This is a genomic window from Nocardia sp. NPDC059229 (genome assembly GCF_042754165.1).
Lineage (GTDB): Bacteria > Actinomycetota > Actinomycetes > Mycobacteriales > Mycobacteriaceae > Nocardia.
On sequence record NZ_JBHZAK010000009.1, the window covers coordinates 122,176 to 146,275 of the forward strand.

General features: G+C 68.7%; 19 protein-coding genes and 1 pseudogene. 7 read left to right on the forward strand and 13 right to left on the reverse strand.

The window, feature by feature from the left end:
- Positions 1–21: 21 nt before the first annotated feature.
- Together ACFXHE_RS21710 and ACFXHE_RS21715 are read right to left on the reverse strand one after the other, a co-directional pair.
- Entirely contained in the window at positions 22–1,719 is a 1,698-nt protein-coding gene (locus ACFXHE_RS21710) for an aldehyde dehydrogenase family protein (RefSeq protein WP_379385622.1), read from the reverse strand.
- Positions 1,716–3,293: a GMC family oxidoreductase gene (locus ACFXHE_RS21715; protein WP_379385623.1), complete on the reverse strand. Its 1,578-nt coding sequence runs from the start codon at positions 3,291–3,293 to the stop codon at positions 1,716–1,718. Before ACFXHE_RS21715 ends, ACFXHE_RS21710 begins: the two co-directional genes overlap by 4 nt.
- 177 nt (positions 3,294–3,470) lie before the next feature.
- Between ACFXHE_RS21715 and ACFXHE_RS21720 the strand changes: the two genes are divergently transcribed.
- The gene (locus tag ACFXHE_RS21720) at positions 3,471–4,733 is read left to right on the forward strand and encodes a PucR family transcriptional regulator (RefSeq protein WP_379385624.1); all 1,263 of its coding nucleotides are present in this window, start codon (positions 3,471–3,473) and stop codon (positions 4,731–4,733) included.
- Between the two features lie 39 nt (positions 4,734–4,772).
- On the opposite strand, the gene ACFXHE_RS21725 is transcribed toward ACFXHE_RS21720, so the two are convergent.
- Both ACFXHE_RS21725 and ACFXHE_RS21730 read right to left on the reverse strand, forming a co-directional pair.
- Positions 4,773–5,264 (reverse strand): helix-turn-helix domain-containing protein, encoded by a 492-nt coding sequence (locus ACFXHE_RS21725; protein WP_379385913.1) that lies wholly within the window; start codon positions 5,262–5,264, stop codon positions 4,773–4,775.
- A gap of 9 nt (positions 5,265–5,273) precedes the next feature.
- Positions 5,274–5,891: pseudogene (locus ACFXHE_RS21730) on the reverse strand (AraC family transcriptional regulator ligand-binding domain-containing protein); the annotation flags it as partial.
- Between the two features lie 1,228 nt (positions 5,892–7,119).
- Between ACFXHE_RS21730 and ACFXHE_RS21735 the strand changes: the two are divergent.
- On the forward strand, positions 7,120–7,419 hold the full coding sequence (locus ACFXHE_RS21735; RefSeq protein WP_379385626.1) for a hypothetical protein: 300 nt from the start codon (positions 7,120–7,122) through the stop codon (positions 7,417–7,419).
- A 230-nt stretch (positions 7,420–7,649) separates the two neighbouring features.
- On the opposite strand, the gene ACFXHE_RS21740 is transcribed toward ACFXHE_RS21735, so the two are convergent.
- Positions 7,650–8,423 carry a DUF72 domain-containing protein gene (locus ACFXHE_RS21740; RefSeq protein WP_379385628.1) on the reverse strand — a complete coding sequence of 258 codons (774 nt, stop codon included), beginning with the start codon at positions 8,421–8,423 and terminating at the stop codon, positions 7,650–7,652.
- Between the two features lie 229 nt (positions 8,424–8,652).
- Between ACFXHE_RS21740 and ACFXHE_RS21745 the strand changes: the two genes are divergently transcribed.
- The gene (locus ACFXHE_RS21745; protein ID WP_379385630.1) at positions 8,653–9,105 is read left to right on the forward strand and encodes a nuclear transport factor 2 family protein; all 453 of its coding nucleotides are present in this window, start codon (positions 8,653–8,655) and stop codon (positions 9,103–9,105) included.
- A 7-nt stretch (positions 9,106–9,112) separates the two neighbouring features.
- Here ACFXHE_RS21745 and ACFXHE_RS21750 read toward each other — a convergent pair whose 3' ends face one another.
- The 4 genes from ACFXHE_RS21750 to ACFXHE_RS21765 are packed head-to-tail and all read right to left on the reverse strand — an operon-like array spanning position 9,113 to position 12,816.
- Complete coding sequence (locus tag ACFXHE_RS21750) at positions 9,113–9,553, reverse strand: NUDIX domain-containing protein (protein ID WP_379385631.1); 441 nt, start codon at positions 9,551–9,553, stop codon at positions 9,113–9,115.
- Positions 9,550–9,954: a DUF1707 domain-containing protein gene (locus ACFXHE_RS21755; protein WP_379385633.1), complete on the reverse strand. Its 405-nt coding sequence runs from the start codon at positions 9,952–9,954 to the stop codon at positions 9,550–9,552. Before ACFXHE_RS21755 ends, ACFXHE_RS21750 begins: the two co-directional genes overlap by 4 nt.
- A 56-nt stretch (positions 9,955–10,010) precedes the next feature.
- Positions 10,011–10,922, reverse strand: a complete 912-nt coding sequence (locus ACFXHE_RS21760; RefSeq protein WP_379385635.1) for an oxygenase MpaB family protein — start codon at positions 10,920–10,922, stop codon at positions 10,011–10,013.
- A complete protein-coding gene (locus ACFXHE_RS21765; protein WP_379385637.1) occupies positions 10,897–12,816 on the reverse strand; it encodes a hypothetical protein in 1,920 nt (639 codons plus the stop codon). The genes ACFXHE_RS21760 and ACFXHE_RS21765 overlap by 26 nt, the downstream gene beginning before the upstream one ends.
- A 237-nt stretch (positions 12,817–13,053) precedes the next feature.
- Between ACFXHE_RS21765 and ACFXHE_RS21770 the strand changes: the two genes are divergently transcribed.
- On the forward strand, positions 13,054–13,698 hold the full coding sequence (locus ACFXHE_RS21770; RefSeq protein WP_379385639.1) for a TetR/AcrR family transcriptional regulator: 645 nt from the start codon (positions 13,054–13,056) through the stop codon (positions 13,696–13,698).
- Between the two features lie 96 nt (positions 13,699–13,794).
- Here ACFXHE_RS21770 and ACFXHE_RS21775 read toward each other — a convergent pair whose 3' ends face one another.
- Positions 13,795–15,171 (reverse strand): MFS transporter, encoded by a 1,377-nt coding sequence (locus ACFXHE_RS21775; RefSeq protein WP_379385641.1) that lies wholly within the window; start codon positions 15,169–15,171, stop codon positions 13,795–13,797.
- A 204-nt stretch (positions 15,172–15,375) separates the two neighbouring features.
- Here ACFXHE_RS21775 and ACFXHE_RS21780 point away from each other — a divergent pair, with 204 nt between their 5' ends.
- Positions 15,376–15,963, forward strand: a complete 588-nt coding sequence (locus tag ACFXHE_RS21780) for a TetR/AcrR family transcriptional regulator (protein WP_379385643.1) — start codon at positions 15,376–15,378, stop codon at positions 15,961–15,963.
- A gap of 118 nt (positions 15,964–16,081) precedes the next feature.
- Here ACFXHE_RS21780 and ACFXHE_RS21785 read toward each other — a convergent pair whose 3' ends face one another.
- A complete protein-coding gene (locus ACFXHE_RS21785; protein ID WP_379385645.1) occupies positions 16,082–16,705 on the reverse strand; it encodes a TetR family transcriptional regulator in 624 nt (207 codons plus the stop codon).
- Positions 16,706–16,803: 98 nt separating this feature from the next.
- On the opposite strand from ACFXHE_RS21785, the gene ACFXHE_RS21790 reads away from it, so the two are divergent.
- Complete coding sequence (locus tag ACFXHE_RS21790) at positions 16,804–17,586, forward strand: SDR family NAD(P)-dependent oxidoreductase (RefSeq protein ID WP_379385647.1); 783 nt, start codon at positions 16,804–16,806, stop codon at positions 17,584–17,586.
- 67 nt (positions 17,587–17,653) lie between these two features.
- Here ACFXHE_RS21790 and ACFXHE_RS21795 read toward each other — a convergent pair whose 3' ends face one another.
- Both ACFXHE_RS21795 and ACFXHE_RS21800 read right to left on the reverse strand, forming a co-directional pair.
- Positions 17,654–18,049: a helix-turn-helix domain-containing protein gene (locus ACFXHE_RS21795; RefSeq protein ID WP_379385649.1), complete on the reverse strand. Its 396-nt coding sequence runs from the start codon at positions 18,047–18,049 to the stop codon at positions 17,654–17,656.
- A gap of 303 nt (positions 18,050–18,352) precedes the next feature.
- A complete protein-coding gene (locus tag ACFXHE_RS21800) occupies positions 18,353–21,793 on the reverse strand; it encodes a protein kinase (RefSeq protein ID WP_379385650.1) in 3,441 nt (1,146 codons plus the stop codon).
- Between the two features lie 572 nt (positions 21,794–22,365).
- On the opposite strand from ACFXHE_RS21800, the gene ACFXHE_RS21805 reads away from it, so the two are divergent.
- The gene (locus tag ACFXHE_RS21805) at positions 22,366–23,874 is read left to right on the forward strand and encodes a carboxylesterase/lipase family protein (protein WP_379385652.1); all 1,509 of its coding nucleotides are present in this window, start codon (positions 22,366–22,368) and stop codon (positions 23,872–23,874) included.
- Positions 23,875–24,100 lie beyond the last annotated feature (226 nt).

Here is a 24,100-nt window from a genome sequence, read left to right on the forward strand (position 1 = left end):
GCCCGGCCCGGTTCGCTGCGCTCAGCCGCGCAGCGCGGAGGCGAAGATGCCCGGCAGGGCGGCGGCGCCGGGTCGCTTCGCGAAGTTGGTCAGCCGCCGCAGGGTGGTGGCGCCGGTGCGGTTGGTCACGAACCACGGCGGTTTCGGGGAGAGCGCGAACTCGCCGCGCAGCAGCGACCGCGGGACGGGGCGGAAGGGGCCGCGGACCACGGTGCGCTCCGGATCGGCGATCAGCAAGCCGTTGTGCACCACGCCGATTCCGCTCTGGATGTCGGCGAGGGTGTGCCCGGGGAAGGCACCCCAGGAGGCGCGGGCGGTCAGGTAGCCGAGGCCCGTCCAGGCGTTGATGGCGACGGTGCCGTACCGCAGGTCGGCGATGGCTCGTTCGAAATGCTCACCCAGCCGGTCGATGGTGGCGGGGTCGGCGATGATGTTGACGCCGAGGGTGCCCTCGAACTCCTCGTTGGACACGCGGACCGCCTGCGTGAGGAATTCCGGTGCGTCGCCGCTCAATTCGAGCACGCCCAGCACCGGGGCGAAATACTCGGTGCGCAGCGCGGTCTCGTCCCGGTGCGGCACCAGTCCGGTGATGAGGGTGCGCGCGCCGATCCGCTCGGCGCCGGGATAGGACGTGCGCGCGCCGTCGACGCGGGCGGCCGAGCCCGGGTAGTAGTCCGGACGCTGCGGCGCCCGCTCGAGCGCGGCGCGCAGTTCGGCGAGGAACCGGTCCTTCTGGGGCCAGTCCGCGGAGATCACCGCGACCTGCGCGGCGACGCAGTTGTAGCCGTTGTTGTGCAGGCGCTGGGTGGCCAGGTGCTCGGCCTGGTACCGGAGGTCGGCGTCGGACCAGCGGCCCGGGATCACGATGGTGGGTGAGACGCCGCCCAGTTCGCTGGTGATGGGCTTGTCGAGTTTCGGTGTGCCCGCCGCCTTGTTCCGCGCGCCTTCCTCGCCGGTGCCGAACACGATGGCGTCGTGGGTGAGCGCGCTGCCGGTCATGTGCACCGCGTCCACGCCGGCATGGTGCACCAGCACCGTGCCGACCTCGGCGCCGCCGGTGAGCAGGCGTACGAAGCCGCCCTCGATCAGGGGCGCGAAGATCTTCTCCAGCACCGGCAGCAGCGGGTCGGTGATCGGATTCAGCTTGAGCGCCACCACCCGGTTGTCGGCGTAGAGCTGGTAGAGCACGTCCAGCGGCGCGATCGAGAAGATATTGCCCGCGCCGAGAACCACGCCCACGCCGCCGGTCTCGGCCGGGGTGCGCTGCCCCAGACCGGCTCGGGCACGGACGGTTTCGGCGTCGACGCCGGGCCTGGTCCAGACCTCCGCGCGGAATCCGTTGAGCAGCAGCCAATCGAAGACGCCGTGCGGGAAGACGTCGACCGCGGTGCGGCCGCCGGGAGCGGCGTAAATCGGGTAGCCGTCGACCGGGCTGCGGCCCTGCTCCAGTGCCCGCAGCGATTCCGCGAGCGCGGCCGCGCCGGTGAGCAGCGAGTAGGGGCCGCTCACCCATTCCTCGCCGAGCAGCGGCGAGTCCAGGGGCAGCTTCTTGATGCGGGCGGCGGTCTCGACCCACTCCCGCGCGTAGCGCGCGGTATTGGCGTGAATCTGTTCGAGCAGCCGCCGCCGGGCGAGCAACGGGGTTCGGGCCCAGTCGATTTCGCCCTGCCGGAGTGCGGAGACGGTGGCGTCGATGGTCGCCGCGGCGGTGGTGGTCACGATGCGTTTCCTTCCGAGTCGGCGTCCTCGGCGAGCATGACGGCGGCCTTCTCGCCGATCATGATCGTGGGCGCGTTGGTATTGCCCCGCACCACCGACGGCATGACCGAGGCATCGGCGACGCGCAGGCCCGCGACGCCCAGTACGCGCAGGCGCGGGTCCACGACCGAGCCGATGGCGCAGGTGGAGGTGGGGTGATAGAGGGTCTGGGCGGTGCGGGCCGCGAAGTCGAGCAGTTCGGCGTCGGAATCACCGGCGGGAGTGAGGAATTCGCCGGTGGTGAGCTCGCGCAGCGCGGGCTGGCCGGCGATGTCGAGGGCGCTGCGCAGTCCGGCGATGATGCTCGCGCGGTCGGCCTCGGTGTCGAGGTAGTTGTGGCGGATGCGCGGCGCGGTGGCCGGGTCCGCCGAGCGCAGGGTGAGTTCGCCGCGGCTGGTGGGGTTGATCAGGCAGGGGCCGAACGCGTAGCCGTGCTCGGTCGCCGCGCCCATGCCCTCACCGTGGAAGAGGACCGGGGCCTGGTGGAACTGGATGTCCGGGCCCGCCAGTCCGGTGCGGGTTTCGAGGAAGCCGCCGGTCTCACCGATATTCGAGGTCAGCGGACCGCGGCCGGATTCCTGGAGCAGGCCCAGGTTCTGGGGCGTGAGCGCGGTCATCAGGGATTCGCGGTCGGTGCGGTAGTTGAGGAACATCGACAGGTGATCCTGCAGGTTCTGCCCGACCGGCAGGTCGCGGACGGTCTCGATGCCGAAGGCCGCCAGCTGTTCGGCCGGGCCGATGCCGGACAGCAACAACAGCTGCGCGGAGCCGTAAGCGCCTGCGGCCAGCACGATTTCGCGCCGGGCCCGAATGGTCTCGGTGCTGCCGTCGCGGCCGATCACCACACCGGTGGCCCGGCCGTTCTCGATGACGATCCGGTGCGCGAGGGCGTCGGTGATGACCATCAGGTTCTCCCGCTCCAGCGCCGGGTGCAGGTAGGCGACCGCGGCGCTGCATCGCATGCCGTTGCGCTGGGTCACCTGGTAGCGGCCGACGCCGAGCTGGGTGACGCCGTTGAAATCGTCGTTGCGGGTGTGCCCGGCCTGTTCGGCGGCACGCAGGAATGCTTCACCCAGTGGATGATTCGACCGGCTGTCGCTGACCGACAGCGGCCCGCCCACACCGTGATAGGCGTCCTTGCCGCGCTCGTTGTCCTCGGCCTGCACGAAGTACGGCAGCACCTCGTCGTAGCTCCACCCGTCCGCGCCGGCAGCGGCCCACGCGTCGTAATCGGCGCGGGCGCCACGGATGTAGATCATGGCGTTCATGGAGCTGGATCCGCCCAGGACGCGGCCGCGCGGGAGGTAGGCGCGGCGGCTGTGCAGCCGGGGTTCGGGTTCGGTGTCGTAGTCCCAGTCCAGCGGGCTCTTGAACAGGGACGGGAAGGCGACCGGCAGGTGGATCTCCTCGGCGGTGTCGCGCGGCCCGGCCTCGATCACGGCCACCCGGATCGCCGGATCCTCGGACAATCGGCTGGCCAGCACGGATCCCGCGGACCCCGCGCCTACGACGATGTAGTCGTACACGGTCGGCACCTCTCTCCACCTCATCGATCGACCCGGGTCGGCTATGACCCGGGTCACTGTCGCTGTCGGTGTCGATACTGCGGGTCAGGTGCATCCACCCACCATGTGCGCGGGTTTGCCGATACCGCCCGGCCGACTGTGCTGGAGCACAGTCGGCGGCGAGAGCAAGTACCTACTATCGAATCCATGACAGCGCTCACCGGCCCGCCGCGCAACGGCTCCACCGCAGTGCCGCCGACCGGCTCAACCGCGGTAACGCCGAGCGGCTCAACCGCAGTGCCGCCGAGCGGTTCGACCGCGGTAGCGCGCACCCTGCTCGTGGAGGTCGACGACCTCACCACCGAACTCGTCGGCCGCATCCTCACCGGCGAGAACGCCTATGCGGAGGCCGCCCTCACCGAGGCGCAGCTGCACCTCGTCGTCCGCGACAATCTGGCCGCCCTGCTCGAACAACTCTCCGGGAGCGCCGGGCGGCGGCTGCAACCAGCGACCGTGGTGGGCCGGGTCAAGGCGGAACTGGGCGTGCCGATCGCGGCGGTGCTGCACGCGTACCGGCTGGCGGGACGGCTGCTGTGGGAACGCGCGCTCGTCACGGCGCGGGGGACGAATCTGGACGCGCTGCCGCAACTCGGCTCGGAGATGTGGCGGCTCCTGGACGACTATTCCGGCGCCGCTGCCGATGCGTACGCCGACTACCTCACCGAGCGGGTCCGCCGCCACGACGTCGAGCGCCGCGCCATGCTGCGGCGGCTGTTCGACGGCGATGCCGACGATCCCACCCAGCGCGACATCGCCCGGGCCCTGCACCTGCCGCCGCTGGGCAGTTTCGTCGTCGTGCACGCCGAAACCGATTCCGGCGCAATCGAACCGCTGTTCGGGATCGAGGATCGGCTGCGGGCCGACTTCGTCGAGTCGATCTGGCTCACCGAGCCGGGCGCGCGGATCGGGCTGCTCAATGTGGCCACCGCACGCTCGCACGAGCGGGTGCTGTCGCGCCTGCGCGCACATGCGACCGGGCGCATCGGGGTGAGCCGCCCCTTCCCGACGCCGGGGTCCGCGGGGACCGCCTTGCGCGAGGCGGAACTCGCGGGGCGATGCGCGCCACCCGGCAGCACGGCCGTGACCGCGTACGGCAGCACGCCGATCCCGCTCGTTCTCGCGCATGCGCCCTCGGCGTCACGGGAATTGGCGGACGACGTCCTGGGCCCGGTGCTCGAACTGCCGCCGGAGGAACGCGACACCCTCCTCGATACCCTCGAGCTGTGGTTCGAATGCGGTGGCTCCAATACCGAGGTGGCGCAACGGCTCCACTACCACCGCAACACCATTCACTACCGGCTGCGGCGGATCGAGACGCTGACCGATCGCCGGTGCTCGGACCCGAAGGCCGCCGCCGAGCTGTACATCGCCCTGCACGCCGCGCGGCTCGCCGGATTCGATCCGGCCTGAGCCGCAACCGGGTTCAGCGTCCCGATCGCCCGAATCGTCCTAGATTTCGTGCTGTCCGGTAGTGCGGCGCTCATTCGTGGCGGGGTGCGGGCGGGCGGGGCGTCCTGCCGCGCCGATGCCGCCGGTGCGGCGGCGATGCTGCGGGGCGAGGTCGGAACGCGCGAACTGGCCGGGGGTCTGCCCCTTCCAGTCGCGGAAAGCGGTCGCGAACGCTGACGCGCTGGTGTAGCCGAGCCGGGCGGCCACCGTGTCGATGGTGAAACCGGCGGCCAGCAGCTCCTCGGCCAGCAGGCCCGTTGTCTCGCAGGCCAGTTCTCGGAAGGTGGTGCCCTCCGCGGCCAGTCTGCGGCGCAGGGTACGGACGCTCATGTGCAGGTCGGCGGCGATGGCGACCTGATCGATGGCGCGGCCGTGCCGCATCAGCAGGGCCCGGACCCGACCGGCCAGCCCGACCCGGGCGCGGCGGCGTTCGACGATCTCCGCGCACAGCTGCCCGTACTGCCTGCGCAGCATCGAATTCGCCTGCGGCATCGGGCGTTGCAGATCGGTGGCGTCGAGGTAGAGGGTGTCGGCGGGCTGGTCGTAGACGATGTCGCCGATGCCGAGCAGCACACCGACCGCCTCGTACACCGGGGCGTACGGCAGGGTCAGCTCCAGCCGGTGCACCAGGACGTCCCAGGACAGCAATTCGCGCTGAATGGTGCGCAGGGCGGCCAGGTCGCGTTCGAGAGCGAAGCGGCGCAGGCGCGGCGGGACGGGCTCGGCGTCGAGGGACACCAGCACCCGGTCACCGGCGTCGGCGATGGTGAATCAGCAGTAGGCGAAGGACAATTCGGCGTGGCGGGCCCACAGTTCGGCCATCTCGCGCACCGTGGAGCAGCTGCTCAGGGCGATGCCCAGGCTGCCCAGCATGGGCAGGTGCACCGAAAACCCCGCCAGCAGGCCCATTCCCGGGTCGTCGCCGGTGGTGTCGAGGATGTTGCCGATGATCCGGAGCTCCTGGCCGATGTCGATCTCGAGCTCCGGGTCCTCCAGGTCGGATTCGGTGAGCCCGGTCTCGGCCAGTGCGGCGGCTGTGGACATCGAGCGGCCAGCGGCGAATTCGACCAGCACGGCCGCGCTGTGTATCGAACGGACACGCCAGGAGTCGTCGAGCATGCCGACGATGATCTCCCACCCGACCCCCTCCGCCGGCCCATTTCAGCAATTCATCAGCTAATGCCATGTCGCTCCGGGCGTGTCGCCTGGTCACAGCGGGTACGAGCGTGGCCCAAATCAGCAGAGGCATGGCCTCGGTCCGCGCGGGCAAACTCGCGACGCCGACATAGCCTGATCCCCGTTGGCCGCTGGCCCTTGGCGGCCTCCACGGTCCCGGCCAACATCGGGGCCGGACGCCGTACACGGCAGTCCCCCTCGGCGGGCGCGGTACCCAACAGTCAATCCTGCCCGCTCGCCGAGGGGCCCGCGTCCACATGCCCCAGTGCGTCCCGCCGGGGCTTCGAGCACCCGGTGGAGATGATGACGGCGAGCCACACCCACCGCAGCGCACTGCGCCTGCTGGCGTAGTGGCCGGTAAGGGCTCGTATTCAAGTGGTCTGAATTCGTCTGCCGGGTGAGCGCGAAAACCGCCGAGAGCAACGGTCGCGGCAACTTGCCGCGACCGTCCATCCTGTCGAGGGTGCCCGTTCAGAAGAAGTAGCTGCCGGGATTGCCCCGCAGCTGAATTAGGGCGTCGAACGGAGTCGACGGCCAGCCGTGTGTCCATGGGCGCCGGCGGTGGCGGGTCCGGCACCACCGCACAGAGCTTGACCCACGGAAACTCGCTGAACAGGTCCACATAGTGGGTGTGACCGAGGACGATTTCCTCCTTACCGTTGCAGCCAGACGCCGTGTCAACGGGCACCGACGCGACCATCCAGGGGTGCGGCGGCACGCTGTACGCGCTGCAGTGGGGTCACGCCGAGCCGCCGGCCCCTATAGCACAACATGATAGAGATGTCCAGGAAGGCATGGCGTTCTGAGCGTGTCGCGCCCTCATGTTGCGCAATCCCTCGCCCGGGAACGCCGGATCGCCGTCATGCCGGCGACCCCCGAACGTGTCGTTCAACTCGAGGTCGCGCCGTGCCGGGATCGGAGGTCCGCTACGAGATCTCCTCCGCCGCAGGCCGATACGCGGCACCGTAGAAAAAGTAATCGAATTTGATCACTGAATTCGCTCGCGGAATGAAGATCAAATAGCGTCACCTCGGCAAAATGTGCCGTTAGCTCATTATTAACTGTGATTATTCCCACAAAAAAAGGGGTGGATCTGCAGATTTCTTCTTCATAACATTTTTATAAGCGCCGTGATGGCGTCGTTATCTGTCTGTGAAAGGAAGCTCCATACGTGTTCTCCCGCAAGATCGTTGCCGCCGCCACCCTCTCTGCCGCCGCCCTGTTCCTCGGCCCGGTCGCGGCGGCCTCCGCTGCCGGCTCCCCCGCCACCGGCCTGGGCGCGGGTTCGGCTGACGCCGGCTCGTCCTCGGGTTCGGCCGGCTCGTCCTCGGGTTCGGCCGGCTCGTCCTCCGGTTCCGCCATGCTCGACTCCGGCAGCTCGGCACTCGACGGCGGCACCCACGCCATCGTCAACATCCTCGATGCGATCAACGGTGTCAGCAACCTGGGCAAGTCCAAGCCCGCCTCCTGATTCGGGATGCGAGCCTGAAGGGCTCGTATTCGAGTGGCCTGAATTCGTCTGCAGGGTGAGCGCGAAAACCGCCGAGAGCAACGGTCGCCGCAACTTGCCGCGACCGTCCACCCTGTCGAGGGTGCCCGTTCAGAAGAAGTAGCTGCCGGGATTGCCCCGCAGCTGCATCAGCCCTTCAGGCCCCCGCACCCGTCCTGGCCGGCGCCGCCATCTATGGCTGCGAGTCACGGTCACGGTGTGAGCGGGAGTCGATCGGGCGTGCGGGCTACCGGCCGTCCTGCGGCGCGGACCAGATCACCGATCCGGATCGCATCGTGGACGGCCGCGCCACCGACATCGTTGTTGAAGAAGACGTAGGCATCGAGATTCCTATCCCAGGTGTCCTCGATGCGCCGGACCCATTCGGCCAGAACGCGTTCCGGGTAGCGGGGTGCGGACCGGCCGGGACCTTCATGGAAACGGACGTAGGCCCAGTCGGCCGTGCGCCACAGCGGCGTGATCGGCCGGCCGAGCCGGTCGGCCCAGCACAGTGCCGCACGGTGTGCTTCGAGCACGGCCCGGACCCGGTCGTCCCACCAGCTCTCGTGGCGCGGCTCGACCGCCACGCGCAACTCGGCGGGGATCAGCCCTAGCACCTGGTCGAGCCGCTCGGGTTCGGCGGTCAGGGTGGGGGGCAGTTGAATCAGTATCGGCCCCAACCGATCCCCCAGCCCGCGCGCCGCATCGATCATCCGCTCCAGTGGTATGTCGACGTCCCGCAGCCGGCGATAGTGGGTGACCACCCGACTGGCCTTCACCGCCATCACGAAATCCTCCGGTGTCCGTCCGTGCCACCCCTCGAAGGTCGTCCGGGCCACTGGCCGATAGAAGGCCGCGTTCAACTCCACGGCCCCGAATGCCCGCGCATACACCTCGAGCCACCGGCGCTGCCCAATTCCTCGCGGATACACCAGCTCCCGCCAGTCGGCGTACTGCCACCCCGATGTTCCGACGAACACTGTCACGGCTCGTCACCCCGGCCCCGCATCACGTGAGCAAACCTCCGGACGCCATACCCCACTGTCCCACCATCGGTCCGACAAGGCAGTGAAATCTTTCTGTTTCACACAACCGTGCGCCCATTCGACCGCGGTTCGTGCATCGCCAGGTTGTTCATCTCCGCCGTGCCGCTCCGGCACGCGATCGACGCGCACGGACCGTGAGCGAGGTGGCTGTGGCCTACTCTCGGGTGGCATGAGCTCAGCCACTGATACAACTGCCGTGACGAACTTGATCGCGAAGTATGCCGAGTTGGTCGATAGTGGGGATTTCGCTGGAGTGGGGGCGTTGTTCGCGCACGGGGTGTTCAGCGGCAGCGGTGGGTCGGTCGCGGGGAGTGAGCGGATCGAGAAGATGTTTCGGGGCATGGTGATCGTGTACGAGGACGGGACGCCGCGCACCCATCACGTCACCACCAATATCGCCGTCGAATTCGGCGAGGACGCCGATACCGCCACGGCGCGTTCCTATTTCACGGTTTTCCAGGCCACATCGGACCTGCCTCTGCAGCCGGTAGCGGCCGGCCGTTACCGGGACCGCTTCGAGCGCAGCGCCGGGCAGTGGCGGTTCGCCGAGCGCCAGGTGCAGATCACGCTTACCGGCGACATGAGCCGCCACCTGCGCACCCCGGCCCCGCAGGAGAGCTGACGGGCGGTCAGTCCCACCCGTGGAGGGCGAAGGAAGTGCCGTGATGACAGTTCCGGACGCCTGCGGCCTGGTAGGGGATGATATTGGGCGGCAGGGCATCCGGGTCGGCCCAGAGCAGACCGGCACATTTGTGGGGCTCCATGTTCACCGGCTCTCCGGTCCAGCGGAGGGCTTCGAAGAAGAAGCCGATGCGGGCGGCCCCGGACTCGCCGCGGTGGTGGAGGACGTGCGCGAAGCGCAGGTCGGCGGGGTCGATGGTGATTCCGATTTCTTCCATGGCTTCACGGATCACGCCGTCCACCACCGATTCGCCATCCTCGAGGTGGCCGCTGGGTAGATTCAGCCGGCCGTCACCGTAGCCCGTGTTCGCGCGCTCGCCGAGCAGGACCAGGCCATCGCGCCACAGGACGATGTGGACATCGATGATGCTGCGGTAACGATCCGTCACTCGTTGCCCGGCTTCCGCCCGATTCCACACGCCCACAAGGTCCCCAGCACCGCCCCCGGCGGCACCAGCACCCACACCCACCACGGATAGAACCACTCCAGCGTGACGCCCAGCAACAGCCACACGATCAGGTTCAGCCCGCTGAGTGACAACCACACGATGGTCAGCACCGTCATGGCGATCCGCCCGCCCGATGGCCCCGGCTCTTTCATCTCGGGCAGATCGGCGGACACCTTGGCCAGCTCGCCCCGGGTACGAGCCTGCCAGATCGACTGCACCCGGCTGTCGAACTCACCGAGATCGAGCACGCCGGCGTCCACGGCGCGGCGCAGCGTCTCCTCGAGTTTCTTCCGTTCGGCGTCGGAGATCCGAATGTCGTTGGGGTGCACCGGCTCACTCACAATCCCGATCCTGCCATTCCCGGCCCGACCGCGCTCGCGAGTGCATCGAATGCTGATCAGCGTTGGCGCTCGATTCCGTAACGGCCCGGCTGGTGTCCGATCCGATCGAGGTCGACGGGGCCGGCGTCGTCACGGCGGAAATGATCGACCCAGGATCGGTCCAGCCGGTGGGGGCGGACGGATTGGAAAGTCATGTAGGAATCGATGATTCGGGGTGCGATGGACTGCAGGGCGGCGGGCGGATTCGGGAGCCGGTGGACCGCGCGCAGCGGGTCGTCGATGATCAGCAGCAGGGCGTTGTCGGCCAGCGGGCGCAGCGGGCCGGGGAACCAGCGTTGCCGCCAGTCCTCGAAGAGCTGGTCGACGAGCGCGCGACCGCCCTCGGTGTAGGCGTAGTGGGCGCGTTCGTAGTCGACGGTCCAGGCCAGCAGGTCGGCTCGAGTGTCAGGCACCTCGAGGCCCATGCGCTCGCCGACACCGCGCCAGAAGTGAAAGCGGGCCAGACGATCCGCGTCGGTGAACACGGCCAGACCCAGGTGTTCGAGTATCCGGTCCGCTTCGAGGGCCAGCGAGGCGAGGGTGTAGAGCTTGTCCTGATCGCTGATCCCGAAACGGCCGTGAATGGCCTCCATCCGATCGATCGCCGCGCGCCCGCACGCACTGCTGTGGCCGTGACGCAGCATCTCGCCGAAGAACACCAGGGTGTCGTCGTTGCGCCGGCGCACGTCGTGCATCATGTCGCCGGTCCCGCGCCGATACACGATGCGCGAGATGGATGGGATCGCGACCTGCCGGGCGAAGGCGACCGTGTAGGCGGCATGTACGAAAATCGGGTCACCGTACCGGACTTCGATGCTGAGGCGGGTGGCCTCCTCGTTGTCACGCACCGGATCGAGCTCCGCCAGCCGGCGAGCGAGCGCGCGCCCGGAGATCAGTCCGCCCCTAGCGCGGGGCAATGCGTACTTCATGACGACCTCCGAGATCGATATCGATGAGGGCTTCACCGGCGTGCGACGCGATGAACTCCGCGTCCCGCGCACCGGCCACGCTGTAGGCGCGCCCAGGATTCAGCCGGGCGATCCGTAAAGTGGTGCGGCACAGGCCATTCCCTGGCCTGAGCACCAGGTCGAGGGCCCGGCCGTCGGTGACGGCACGGGCCACGAGGACGTCCGGATAGGCCGCCTCCGCCAGCACCGGCCCGGCCCGCCACTGCGGCGGCGCGCCGAAAGCGATCAGATCGCGCACACCGGCGGCCCGATTGAACCGGGACTGGAGCGCATACATATTGCCCAGTCCGGACAGCCCCGCGTAGTAGCGAACGCCGTTGGCGCTCACCGGATCACCGAATTCCTCGATCCCCGCAAGCGCCGTCCGCGCAATATCCTCATCGCCCATCTCACGGGCGGCCGAGGCGATCATGACCTGCCCGTAGGCACTGCCGAACCGATAGTTGCCCGCATCGACCCGCGAGCTCGCCCGCAGCGGAAACCCGACATGCTCACCGCGAGCATGGATTTCCTGGTCACGCACGATCCACCAGGCCCGCTGCGCGTACTCCGGCAACCCGGCGTGCAGCCACAGGGCGGTGGTGAGCTGGATCGCCGGACCCGCCCAGAAGTTCCAGGATCCGCCCAGCCGGGCGCTGCGGACGCCGATGATCCGGCCGTCGGGGCGCAGGAACTCCGATTCGTAGGCGTGATGCAGGCGGTCGATGGCATCGGCCGTGAGCGCGGTGCCGTGCAAGCGGTCGTGGGTCAGCAGGGTGTTGAGCCCGAAGGTGTTGCAGACCGTGTAGATCCAGTTCGGTTCACACGGGTACAGGGTGTAGTCCCCGTCGATCATATTGCGGTGCACCGATTCCGCGAGCGTGCCGAAACTGTTCCGATATGCGCGGCGATCGTTCCATCCGAAGGTGAGTGCGCCGGGGGCGGAGAACCGATCGTCGTTGAGCGTCTCGTACATCCCCACCATCAGCCCCAGATAACCGGTGAGCATGATGTTCTCGCGGTCGGCCGGGTCCGGATTCCAGCGCAGATTGCCCCAGAGATTCTCCAGCGCCCAATAGCCCCAGACCCGCCTGTCCAGGATCTTGACGATGGCATTGCGCTGCGCCTCGGCGAGATACCCGGTGAAGGCCGGAGTTCGCGTGTACTGGGCGGTCGCCAACGCGTACCCCAGACCGTTGAGCTGGTAGCGCAGGGCCGCCTCACGAAACTGATCGATCCTGGTGAAGCCGTCGAACCGGTCCAGCGGTTGCAACGCGAGATCGAGGGCGTAGCGCAGCGCCGCGAGGTCTTCCGCCGAGTGCTCGGCCACCGGCGGCGCTTCCGGCGCACCGGTGATCGTGAACACTCGGGACTCCAAGCGCGCGTTCAGCTCTCGGCCACGCCTCCGCTGCGACGCCCGCCGCACGAGGAAGACCCCGAACGCGACCGATACCAGCGCGAAGGGTGTCACCAGGACCAGCACGGCCGCCCAGGACCACACCGCGTGACCACTCATCGCGGCACCGAGCAGAGCCGATGCGAACCACACCAGCGGCGGCAGCACCACCGGACCGAATGCCCACCAGGCGAAGAGCGCCGCCAGGCAGCCCAGCCAGACCGCCGCCATGAGCAGCGGATGCCCGGCGTAGAGCAGGCCGCCGCCCGGTACGACCGCCCCGAGGGCGAAGGACGTCACCGCGGGCGAGACGTCGGCGAGCACGGCCGTGGCGGCGGCCGGCCACACCACGGCCCAGCAGGTCATGGCACGCAGCAGCTTTCGCCGCGTCGTCGTGCCGATCCGGCCGAGGCCCTCGGGCAGGCTCAGCCGGACCGTACGGGTCTGCCGGCCCGGTGGATACAGCGTGCCGATCGTCATAGGGCACTCCTGGGCGTGGAAGCCACGGCCTGGGGCGCGAGCCGCCGGGCGGGCGGCGGCGCCGGTGTCGATGGCGCCCCGCCACGCCGGGTGAGCAACCGCCAGCCGAACCCGGCGAGGGCGATCAGATAAGCCACGGCAATACAGCAACCCATGCCTGACACACTGTCAGGCAATCTGACAGTGTGTCAAGAGCCGGTAGACTGAGCGCGAACCCAGGATTCGGAGGTGCAGTCGATGACACAGGCAACCGCGCGCAACGTCGCCGGGGACCGCCGCCCGCCCAGCCGAGGCGACCAGCAGCGCGCCCTGATCATCGACGCGGTCACCGATCTGCTGCGCACGGTGTCGATCACCGATATGTCGGTGCTGCGGATCGCCAAGCACGCCGGCGTCTCTCGCCCCGCGTTCTACTTCTATTTCGAGTCCAAGTACTCGGTGGTCGCCGCCGCCCTCGAGCAGGTCTGGACCGAAATAGACCAGGAGACAAGCGAATTGACCTCCTACGACAACCAGGAGCCCCCGGCGGACTTCACCATCCGCATGATCGACGGCGCGGTCGCGGTCTGGCGCCGCAATGCCCACCTCCTCAACGCCTGCGCCCAATCCCGCGACACCGACGCCCAGTTGCGCGCCATGTGGGACGCGTTCATCGGGAACCTGGAGCACAAGCTCGTGGCCTTCATCCAGCCCCAGGTCGACTCCCACCACATGCGCCCGGCCTCCGCCGACCTGCCCACCCTGATCGGCGTGCTCGTCGCCATGACGGTCGCGGTCCTGCGCGAAGAGACCGCTGCCACCGACACCGCGGCCGCCACCCGCAACATGGCCGCCGTCCGGCAGGTGTGGCTGACCGCCGTGTGGGGCACCGGGATTCGGTAGACGACGATCGGCCCACCACGATTCGTGGTGGGCCGATCGTTCGATGAAACCTTGGCCGCACGCCGGTTACCCACTCCGGCGTGGATACCGCCGGGGCTAGCCGCGCCGCACCGCTGTAGTAACCGGACCGACGGCCCGGAAGGTCAGGGCGACGACGAAGGTGAGGGCCGCGATGGCGGCGGCGGCCGCGAACGCGGTGGTCATGCCGCCGACCAAGGCGTGCTGGGCCGAGCCGCCGGCAGTGCGGGAAGCGGTGCCGAAGACCGTGACCAGGATGGCCAGACCGAGGGACGCGCCGGTCTGCTGGAGAGTTTGCAGTGCGCCGCCGGCCGCGCCCGCCTCGTGGGTGTCGACATTCGACATGATGATGACGTTCAGAGGCGAAACCGACAGGCCGATACCGCATCCCATCAGGATCATGGCGATGAACAGCAGCGGGAAGTAGCCGCTGTCGGCCGTCAGCTGGGTGAGCAGGACCAGGCCGGCCACCATCAGGGCCGCGCCGGTGAGGGTCACCGGTTTCGGGCCGAAGCGGGGCAGCAGGCGCGGGATCAGCCGGATCATGGTGAACATCAGCAGGGCGGTGGGCAGGAAGGCGAAACCGGTTGCCAGCGCACTCAATCCGAGCACGTCCTGCAGGAACTGGGTGAGGAAGAAGAACATCGACATGCCCGCCATCGGCGCCAGGAACATGTTCGCGTAGGCGGTGGCGCGATTGCGGTCGGCGAACAGGCGCAGCGGCAGTAGCGGTTGGGCCGCACGGGATTCGATGGCGAGGAACGCGGCGATCAGGATCGCGCCGGCCGCCAGGGAGATGTCGGTGGTGGCAGTCCCCCACCCGTCCGAGGCGGCGTTGATGAAGCCGTAGACGAGAGCGGCCACACCGGTGGTGGCGGTCAGCGCACCGGGCAGGTCGAGGTGGGCCGGCTGCCGTTCGGCCCTGGGCAGGTAGCGCAGCGCCAGCACCACGACGATCAACCCGAACGGCACATTGATGAAGAGCACCGAGCGCCAGCTCAGCCATTCGGTCAGCAGTCCGCCGACGATGAGGCCGATAGCGAAACCGGCACTGGACATTCCGGAGAACAGTGCGAGTACGCGCATCCGGGCTTTCGGATCGCTGAAGGTGGTGGTCAGCAGGGCGAGGGTGTTGGGGCCGGCCATGGCCCCGCCGATGCCCTGCACGACGCGCGCGGCGAGCAGCCAGCCCGCGGAGGGCGCCAGCCCGCCCGCGAGCGAGGCCAGGGTGAACAGGGTCGCGCCGGCGATGAACAGGTTGCGGCGGCCGAACAGGTCGCCGGCCCGCCCGCCGAGCAGCAGTAATCCGCCGAAGGCGAGGCTGTAGGAGTTCATCACCCAGGACAGGCCGGTGGCGCTGAAATGCAGGTCGGTCTGGATGCGCGGCAGCGCAACATTCATCACGGTGATGTCGAGGACGATCATCAATTGGCAGGTCAACAGGGTGGCCAGCACAATTCCCGACCGGAGTCGGGGGGCTCGAGCGTGTGCCGGCACGCGCACGGCAGCGTTCGAGGGAAGGGTGGTCGACAAGGGGATGCTCCATCGAATGGGATACAAACGGAGGAAGCCTCCGTTTCCGATGGAGTTATCATATGGAGGGTTCCTCCACTTGCGCAAGCCTAACCGGAGGGTCCATCCGTTTCTAGTGGAGGGTTCGTGGAAGCACCGTCGACCGGAAAGCCGATGCGCGCCGACGCGCGCCGCAACTACGAGCGGATCGTGACCACCGCCCAGCAGGCCTTCACCGAACTGGGCCCCGAGGCGCCGCTCGAGGAGATCGCGCGCCGTGCGGGGGTCGGCATCGGCACCCTGTACCGGCACTTCCCCAATCGTGAGGCGCTGATCGAGGCCGTCTACCGTTCCAGCATCGAGCATTTGAGCCAACGCGCCCACGACCTGCTCGAAACCCACACGGCCGGGACGGCTTTCGAGTACTGGATGCGCGAACAGGTGGAGTGGGTGATGGCCAATCGCGTCCTCGCCACCACGCTCAAGGCGGGCATGGACCACAACACGCCGACCTTCACGCTGTGCCGCGAGGCGATCACCGGGGCGGCTTCCCTGCTGGTACAGGCGGCGCGGGACGCGGGCACCATCCGCGCCGACATCGAGCCGCGCGATCTGATCCGGCTCGGGCACGGCCTGGGTGTCGCCTGCGAGACCACACCCGACGCCGCCGAACGCCTGATCTCGGTGACTCTCGACGGCCTGCGCGCCACCCCGCCCGACGCTCAGCGGTTGTAGGGCTGTTCCTGAACCCAGCCGAAACCGCGCTCCAGCAAGGGAAACGACTTCAGATCGAGCTTGCTGAACCACGCGTGAGAACCAGCGGTGTGAGCGCGGCGGGATTCGGCGGGGGGTGCTAGAGCAAGCTGTTGGCGGCGAGGCGAGCGAGGCAGGTGTCGACGACGTCGGCGGCGGAGCCGGACGCCTCCCCCGCGGCCCAGAGTTCGGTCGCCAGGCGGACGGCGGTGTTGGCCATGGCGGCGGCGAGCGCGACGTCCAGGTCGTCGGCGGGGCGGCCGGTGCGGGCGGCGATGATCGGGATGAGCTGGGTTTCGCAGTCGTATTGGACGCGCAGCCAGGTCGCGCGCAGGGCGGGCAGTTGAGTCGCGGCCCGGACCAATGGGCGCAGCCGGCTCTCGGCGATGCCCTCGATCGCGAGCGTGCCGACCGTGGCGGTGCGATACGAGCGGCTCAGGGCTTCCCGCAGCGACAGTTCGGGCGGGCAGGCGGCGAGTTCGTCGGCCCAGGCCTGGGTTCCGATGGCGAGCAGCGGCGCGACGACGTCCTCCTTTCCGGCGAAGTACCGGTAGAAGGTGCGCAGCCCCATCCCCGCGGCCGCCGCGATCTCGTCCACGGTCGTTGCGGCATAACCGTTTTCGATGAAGAGCCGGGCGGCCACCAGCGCCACTTCCCGGCGTGTGGCCGCCCGGCGGGTCTCGCTGAGCGCCGGGCGTCCGGCACGGTTTCGCTCGCTCGTCACCCGGGGAACTGTACCGAGGTCGAAAACGTTTGATGGCGCGACGTGCCATTTTCGGCATATCGTGTCAGAAACTAGTTCCACCGATCAGGAAGTGATCCATGAACCGTCTCGAGCAGCTCCGCATTCTGGTGACCGGCGCCGGATCCGGTATCGGCCAGGCCACCGTCCTCCGTCTGCTGTCCGAAGGCGCGGTCGTCGCCGGCGCCGACGTCAACGCCGAGGGCCTCGCCCTGACCCGCAAACAGGCCGCCGAGGCGGGCACCGCCGCGCGGCTGACCACCGTCGAGATGAATATCGGCGTGGAGTCCGAGGTGGTCGCGGGCGTGCGCACCGCCATCGACGCCCTCGGCGGACTGGACGCGGTGGTGAACGCGGCGGGGATGCTGCGCGCGGCCCACACCCACGAGACGTCGCTGGACCTGTGGAACCAGATCATCAATGTCAACCTCACCGGCACCTTCCTGGTGATCCGCGAGGCCCTGCCCGCCCTGCTCGCCAACCCGCGCAGCACGGTCGTCAACTTCAGCTCGACCTCGGCGAACTTCGCCCACCCGTATATGGCCGCGTACTCCGCCAGCAAGGGCGGCATCCAGACTCTCACCCATGTCCTGGCCCTCGAATACGGCAAGCAGGGCCTGCGCGCGGTGAGCGTCGCCCCCGGTGGCATCAAGTCCGGCATCACCGACGCCACCCCCGGCTATCTCCCCCAGGACGCCGACTGGTCGCTGTTCGGCCGCCTGATCGCGGTTCTGCCCCAGGACAATCCGGCCGAACTGGCGGGCCCCGAGAATGTGGCCGGCGTCATCGCCATGCTGGTCTCCGACGACGGCCGCTTCATCAGCGGCACCGAGATCCGCATCGACGGCGCGGCCCACACGTAATACGGCGGGGCCCCGATCGATACGGCAAGGCCCTGATCGACGATCCGATCGGGGCCTGCTGCCGCAACTACGTTGCGGCAGCCACCAGTTCGGCCGACGCCCCGCGCAGAATGCCATCCGCCGTCCCCGCCGGCCACTCGAGCGCCGCATCCAGCTTGTCCAGCACGTCCCCCGCGGGTGCCTCGACCAGGCACCGCTCGATCTGACTGATCACACCGGCCGACGGCCCGCCGTTCTTGGCCACCTCGGCCTGCGTCCACCCGTTCTCCCGCCGCCGCGCCTTCACCCGCTCGGCCAGCGCTTTGATATCCGACGCTCCGCCCGTCGCCGCAGCACCGGTCTCCGCAACCTCTGCGGCAACCGCCGCCACCGCCGCCGGCTCCGAAACGGCTGGCGCTGCAGCCTCCGAAACGACAGACTCCGCCCGCGCATCCAGCACCCGCGGCGCCTTCCCGGAAGTCATCACCCCCTGGGTAATGAGCCGAGACCGCTTCCGCCTACCCATCTTCGCCATACACCGCTCCTCGATCCGCCATCCCAGCCTTCGCTGAAGCCCCGGCAAGGTTGCCACAGGTTCGCGTGATTCCCCTGCCATCCCCTCCCCCTCGGCGTGCCAAGCCCCGGAATCGCACGCACAGACGACCGGTCGATCGCTGGATGCCGACCGCACCCCGAGCCGCCGAACTGCGAACCCACCCGGATTTCCAATCGCAATGCCGAGCCGGCGGCTGCGAACCTGCGAGGCCCGGGCCGACCTTGCGCCGTGTCAGCCGTTTTCAGGTGAGTTGTTGCGGTGGAGCGGCACGTCTTCGAACTCGGTGAGCAGGTGACGGAGGAATGCTCGAATCACGTGCTGGGCTGATGTCGTTGCGCCGTACAGGGTTTCGATTACCGGTTGCAGCTGCGGGCCGGTGTCGACGGCCAGGCGCACCAGGCCTTGTTCGGCGCAGCGGGTCAGGGTCGGCTCGAGGAACTTCGCGGCGTCCGCGGTCCGGCCGGCGGCCGACAGGCAGCAGCCGTACAGGAGTTCGGCATTCGTGAGCGCGCGCCGGCGGTTCTGGGTGGAGATCACGTCGACGAGGCGCCGCGCTTGCCGGCATGCCTGTTCGGCCGCTGCCGGGGTGCCCTTGCCGAGGAGTAGCCGGATAGCCGAGTCGTGGGCCAGTTCCGCGGCCACCGCGGTGGGAGCATCGGGATGGGCGGTATACGGCTCGAGGCTTTCGAGGTCGCGGCGGTCGGTGTCGGTGATCGGCAGACCCAGCCGGATGCGTTCGTTGATCATGCGGGCTGCCAGCCGCGGCAGGATCATGTTCGCCGCGAGCTTGGTTCCCTCGTCCAATCGCTCGTTCATGGCGTCGATATCGCCGCGCACCGCGGCCAGGCGGGCGGCGGTGCCGTAGCCCGCCATCTGGAACTCGACCGCCCCGCCCTCGACGCCGAGCCCGCCCGCGAGCAGCTCCTCGGCCTCGGTGAATTGGCCCTTCTCGTACAGCAATTCGCCGAGCAGCGCGCTGGCGAGCCGGGTGGCCTGCGATTGCCTGCCCGTCTGCAGCGCCTGGCCGAGCGCGGTGCGGAACCGGGACTCGGCGGTGCCGGCATCGAGCTGTTCGGAGGCGGCGCTCCCGTCGACGCAGTCGCAGTACACCGGGCCGAACGGTCCGCGCGCCCGGTTGCGGTACGGTTCGATCCAGCGATACCAGCTGTGCACCTCGGCGAAGTCGAAGCGATACAGCGCCGAGATCATCGCCCCCACTGCCAGCCCGTGGGCCATGAAGGGCCGCACCGAATCCCGTGCCTGTGCGAGCTCCGGCGCCAGTACCGCCGTCTGATCGGTCGCGAGCGCCAGGCTGATACGCACCAGCTTCATCTCGAGCTCGAGGTCGGCGGATTCGCCATCGCGGTCGCGGGCCGCGGCGAGCGCTGTCTCGGCGCGTGCCAAGGCGGTCTCCGCGGCGGCCGGGCGCTGTATGGCTACGTTCGCCCACGCGATGTTCAGCTGCAGCTGCGGATTCGACGCGGTGAGCGAGCCCGGCAGTTTGGCCGCCAGCCCGAGCAGCGTCCCCATACGCGACTGCTCTATCAATTTCCCGGCGTGCGCGGCGACCAGTCGGGAGGCCCGCTGGGGTTCGCCTGCGGCGAGCAGGTGATCGACGGCCTCGGTGAGCATGTCGTGGGCCTCGAACCACTGCGCGGCGGTGAGGTGCAGTTCCTCGAGCAGTCCCGGATGCTGCCGGATCAGCCGCTCGCGCAGAAAGTCGGCGAACAGCGAGTGGTAGCGGAACCAGCGCAGATCGTCGTCGATGCTGCGCAGGAACAGATCTCGCTGTCGCACCTGTTCGAGCATGTCCTGGCCGTTGCTCACGCCCGTCAGCACCTCGGCGAGCTCACCGTTGATGCGCGTCGGAACCGATGTCCGCGTGACGAATTCGAGCAGTTCGGGTTCGAGGGTGTCGACGACGTTCTCCATCAGGTACTCCCCGATGGCGTAGTGCCGTCCCGAGATCTGATCGATGTACGCACCCGGATCGTCGCGGCCGCGCAGCGACATCGAGGCCAGTTGCAGTGCCGCCGCCCACCCTTCGGTGGATTCGCGCAGTCGCTCGACCTCCGCCGCGGCGAGGGTCAGCCCGCCGGTGTCGGCGAAGAACGCGGCGGTTTCCGCGTCGTCGAATCGCAGTGCGGACTCATCGATCTCGGTGAGTTCGTCACGAACCCGCATGCGCCCCAGCGGAAGTCCGGTACGGCTGCGGCTGGTCACGATCACCCGCAGGTGATGGCAGCCGTGGTCGAGCAGGAATTCCATCGCGGCCACGGTCGCGGCGCTGGTCACCCGGTGCCAGTCGTCGATCACGAGCGCCAGGTTCTCGCCGCTGTTGTGGATCTCGTCGATGAGGGTGCTCATGACGTGCCGCGCGGCATCACTGGCATGCTCCTCGAGCAGCTGTTCCAGATCCCCGGCCACACCGGGATGGGCATAGCGGATCGCCTCCACCACATGGGTCAGGAACCAGACGACATTGTCGTCATCGTCGTCCACGCTGAGCCAGGCGGCTCGAACACCCTCGGCGGCAAGCACATCCACCCATTCCGCGGCCAGTGTGCTCTTCCCGAATCCGACGGGTCCGTGGATCAGCACCAGCCGCCGCGCCTGCCCCTCCCGCAGCCGGTCGAGCAGGCGACCGCGCAGTACCGGCTGCCGCGGCGAGCTCGGCGGACGGTATCGGGTGGACGGCGTCGGCGCCGGAACCGGGCTCGAACGCGGCGGCGGGACGGGAACAGGCGGTGCGACCGTCCGGGCTCCGGTGTCGGCCGGCAGCGCCATCGAGTCGACCACGAGCCCGGATGCGAATTCGATATTGCGCAGCCGGTCACCGAACTCCCTTGCGGTCTCGGGCCGGTCCGAAGGATCCTGTGCCATAGCGGATTCCAGCGCCGAGCACAGCGCTGCCGGTGCCTCACTGCTCCGCAGGTCGGGCACCGGTTCGGAGGTGATCCGCACGAATTGCGCGACCATCGACTCGCCCTCGCGGCGTTCGAAGGCGGCGTGCCCGGTGAGCAGGCAGAACAGTGTGGCGCCCAGGCCGTAGATGTCGGCGGCCTCGGCAGGCTCGGCTCCCCGCAGCACCTCGGGCGCGGTGAATGCCGGTGTCCCGGCGATGAGTCCGGACCGGGTCTCGAAAGCCCCACTGATGCGTGCGATTCCGAAATCGCTCAGCAACGGCTCGCCATAGTCGGATTGCAGGATATTGGCCGGATTCACATCGCGATGCACCATCCCGTGCCCGTGCGCGGCCGCCAGTGCACCGGCGATCTTCACCCCGACCGACAGCACCTCCTGCCACGGCAGCGGCCCCCGCTCCCGAATCCGCGATTGCAGCGACCCGAGTGCAAAGAACGGCATGACCAGATACGGCCGCCCCGTGACCGTGACATCGGCCGACAGCACCTGAACGATGTGCGGATGCCCGCCGAACCGGCCCAGCGCCCGCTGTTCCCGGAGAAACCGCTCCCGCTCATCCCCACTCGACCGCGCATCGAGCACCTTCACCGCGACCAGCCGATCCAGCGAATGCTCGTGACACCGGTAGACGACCCCGAAACCACCCCGCCCGATTTCCAGGGCATCGTCGAGCCCGGCCGCGGCGAGTTCCTCGGCGACCCCTATCCGCAGGTCAGGCTGCGTACCCTCACTTTTCCGTTCGACCATGCCCGCTCATTTGCTTCGACGAGTTGGGCTCCGACACCCCGATCGTAACCACGGGTATGCCGGATCGGCGGATTGTTGCCCACCGCGGCCGGAACCGCGAACCCGCACAGTGCCCCCAGCGACCACACCAGCCTCACCAGCAACGGCCTGGCCGGCGACCGCCCGCAGCGAGCGCGCGCATGGCATCGATGGTGACCGAGATCGGCTGGTGCTGTACCAGCAGCCGAATCCGGTCCGGGGTGGGCTTGGACGAAGCCGCCGCCGAGCCGAATTCCGACGGGTCAGCCGCTCATGAGCACCCCGCACTGCTGTGACTTCTACGGAGGCCGCCTCCGGGATTCCGGGGGGTGAGTCGGTTCGGTGAGTGGTCCGACAACCGGAAGCAATCAGCAAGACGAGACGTCCGGTCCACCACATGTCTCCTACCGTTCTGCCAGATCGCCGCGCCGCCCGCTCCTCGGCGCGCGGATCGCGCCATTGCATCGAGTCGCGCGCACCGCAGCCGGAAAACTCGGAATCGGGTCCACCCAGCGATCGCTGCGCGATAGTTGAAGTCGGCGAAGGAGTTCAAGATGGCAGAGATCGTGTCCGTCACCGGCGGCGAGGTTCTGGGCACGCGCGAAGGCGGCATCACCCGTTTCCTCGGCATCCCTTACGCGGCAGCGCCGATCGGGCCCGCCCGGTTCGAAGCCCCGCGACCCGTCGAGGCCTGGTCGGGGGTGCGCGAAGCCCTCGAATTCGGACCCACCTGTGTGCAATCCCCGTATCCGGCACCGATTCACGCCCTCATCGGCAGCGACGGGATCCCCGGCGACGAGTATCTGAACGTCAATGTGTGGACGCCCGATCACACGGGGTCCGGTCTGCCGGTGCTGGTGTGGATCCACGGCGGGGCGTTCGTCCGTGGATCGAATGCCCGGCGCATTTACGATGGCACCGCCTTCGCGCGCGACGGCGTCGTGGTGGTGTCGATCAATTACCGGCTCGGCATCTCCGGGTTCGCCGCGGTTCCGGGATCCGCGTCGAATCGTGGTCTGCGCGACCAGATCTTCGCATTGGAGTGGGTGCGAGAGAATATCGCGGCCTTCGGCGGCGATCCCGGCAATGTGACGGTCTTCGGCGAATCCGCGGGCGGGATGAGCGTCGTGGCGCTGCTCGCGTCACCGCGGGCACGCGGGCTGTTCCGGCGCGCGATCGCACAGAGCGCCAATGGTTCCGCGGTGGCCACCGCGGAGGACGCGGGCAAGGTGGCGCGGCAGCTGGCCGATCTGCTCGGCATCGAGCCGACCGCGTCCGCCTTCGGCCGGCTCGGACCGGAGGAGCTGCGCAGCGCCCAGGATGCACTCGCCCTGGCGCTGATGACCGACCCGGATCCGGACCGCTGGGGTGCGTCGATCGTCGCCAACGGACTCGGCATCATGAGCTTCTTCCCGATGATCGACGGCGATGTGATCCCGGACCGTCCGGCGGATATCCTTGCCGCCCAACCGGATCGGACCGTACCCCTGCTCACCGGATGGACCGCCGAGGAATTCCGATTCTTCACCTTCCCCTCCGGTCTCGCCGCCGGAATCACCGACCGGACACTGCCGCATTTCCTCGCACGCTACGGTCTGGATCCGTCGGTCGCCGAGCGCTACGCCGCCAACCGCCCGAACGCCACACCCGCGGACGTGTTCGCCGCTGTCCTCACCGACCTCGTCTTCCGCGATGACGCCATGCGCATCGCGGAAGCCACCGCCGCAGCGGGCAACCCGGCCTACGTCTACGAATTCGCTTGGCGCTCAGCCATTGCCGACCTGGGTGCCTGCCACGTCATCGAGGTCCCTTTCGTCTTCGACCAACTCGCCGCCGCCCACACCCTGACCGGCCCGAACCCACCGCAGCCGCTGGCCGACGAGGTGCATCGCGCCTGGGTGCGCTTCGCCACCCACGGCGACCCGGGCTGGTCCCGCTTCGACACCACCACCCGTACCGTTCGCGTCTTCGACGCCCCGGAATCCCATGAGGTGGCCGACCCCCGCGCGGACGAACTACGCGCCCTGCGCCGAGCGAAGCTCACCTCCAGCGCGCCGGTATAGCGGCATGAAATGGCAAAGGCCGGAGGTCAGGAACCTGCGGCCTTTGTCGTGCGTGCCCGCTCGAATCGGCGAGAGGCGTTGGGAACCAACGAATCCGGGCGCGTTGGTCGGCATGCGCAGTCCACGGCCGCTCGACGCACGCCGGTCTTGACGCGTGTGCGGCCCCGCCGCTACCTTGAAATCGAGACAGATCAGTCTCGATTTTGGCCCGATGGAGGCGAGTCGA